The following is a 1,926-nucleotide window of genomic DNA, read 5'->3' on the forward strand; positions in this document are numbered from 1 at the left end:
TCATCACCCGCATCAGAAACATCCGTAATTGGTGTGGATACTGGTAGTCCAAGAATATCTGGTAAAATCGCGGTAGCTGTAGCACTATTCTCGATACCTCCCGCATCAATATCCGCTTGAGTCAACGTATACATCGCCTCAAACGTAGCCGTCTCACCAGGAACTAAAGTTCCTTCAGCACTAGCACCATCATTCGAATCAAAATCGGGGACAGGAGTAGTACCGGTTCCACTAAATACCGTCTCGGTAATACTTACACCACTTAAGGTCTCATTTCCTGTATTTTCTATCGTATAGGTATAAGTAACTATATCACCAGCATCTACCACCGTAGCATCTAAGCCGCCGGTAATATCTATAACACTGGTCTTGATCGCTTCAATGGCTAAAATATCTTCTCGCCAATTCGGCTCTCCACCAACACTATCCGTATCTGGAAATGGACTCGAAGCTGTCTGACCTCCATTGGTAGGACCTCCAGTATCGGTAGTCCCGACACCATCGGCATCAAAATTATCATCCAGACCATCCCCGTCGGAATCAGCACCAGCAGCAGTCGTATCTGCAATACCATCATCATCGGTGTCATAAGCCTCGATCGTATCACTCTCTCCGTCTTCATCACTATCTAAATCAATATAATCGGCTCCATCTCCTAAGCCATCGGTGTCTACAGGCACTATAGGTGTACCCACCAAACCACAATTGACCAAAGAACAATCAACATCATATTGATCATCAATACCATCTCCATCAGTATCCACTCCGCTTGGAGCAATATAGTCTGCTGTGCTTTGTAATTCTATATTATCAACAATACCATCATCATCGGCATCAATATCCAAAAAGTCAGGACCATCATTGGTATTACTATCTGAATTTGGAGTCCCTAAGGCAGAACCAGAAGTAATTTCTCCGGTAACTAGACCACTATCAATATCATCAACAGTATCTGCTAAGCCGTCTCCATCGGCATCTGGATCATCAGCATCATCAATACCATCTCCATCACTATCAGTACCTCCCTGAAATCCATCATCAATACCATCATTATCTACATCACTACCTCCTGTCTCATCAACATCAACACTATCTGGAATACCATCTCCATCACTGTCTGTTAAGGTATCATTAACCCCATCAAAATCAATATCAACACCTCCTGCCTCTGTAATATCAGGCAATCCATCATTATCACTGTCTAAATCAAAATGATTCGGAATACCATCTCCATCTGCATCAAATAAAGTGATCAATGTATCACAAATACCATCTGTAGGAGTCGTGTCATCACAACTAGCACTTGTACCATTTCCTATATCATCTTCATCCTGATAATTTAAAATACCATCCCCATCATTGTCTAAACTAGGATCAATACTCAAACTATTCTCAGCGGTATCAGGAATCCCATCATTATCATCATCAAGATCTAACTCATCAGGAATACCATCATTATCATTATCTACAAATACGGTTAATAACACAGCCGCACTTATTTCTTCACAAATATTAGCCTCATTGGTAATAACCAATTGGTATTGATCGCCATTATCGCCTGCAACACTCAATACATCGGTAGTATAGCTTAGTAAACTTCCCGAAGTGGTAGTACCTGAACCTCCGGTGCCTCCGGTAACATCAACAAAACTAGTACCGCCATCGGTACTTACCTGCCATTGGTAACTGATATCAGTACTAGCGGTAGTTGCTGGATTTGTAGTAGGCGCAGCAAAAGCAATCGCAATCGCTGTAAAAGTAGCTGTATCCCCTTCTAATACAGACATATCCACAGGATCTGTAGGAATAGAAGTCGTTATAGCCTCCTGAAAAGTATTCTGTCCTCCTGCAGTAATCGCTGGTGTGGTATCATAGGCACCCGCAGTTACTCCTGCAGCAGTTACCAATCCATCTCCATCAACATCG

Annotated in this window: 1 protein-coding gene; it reads right to left on the reverse strand. The window is 42.4% G+C overall.

Annotated elements, in window-relative coordinates; genetic code table 11:
* Positions 1–1,926, reverse strand: a 1,926-nt coding sequence (locus tag DZ60_RS23760; RefSeq protein WP_034230461.1) for a DUF7507 domain-containing protein, incomplete at both ends; no start/stop codon positions are given.

Origin of the sequence: Aquimarina pacifica, from assembly GCF_000520955.1 — a bacterium.
GTDB classification, from domain to species: domain Bacteria; phylum Bacteroidota; class Bacteroidia; order Flavobacteriales; family Flavobacteriaceae; genus Aquimarina; species Aquimarina pacifica.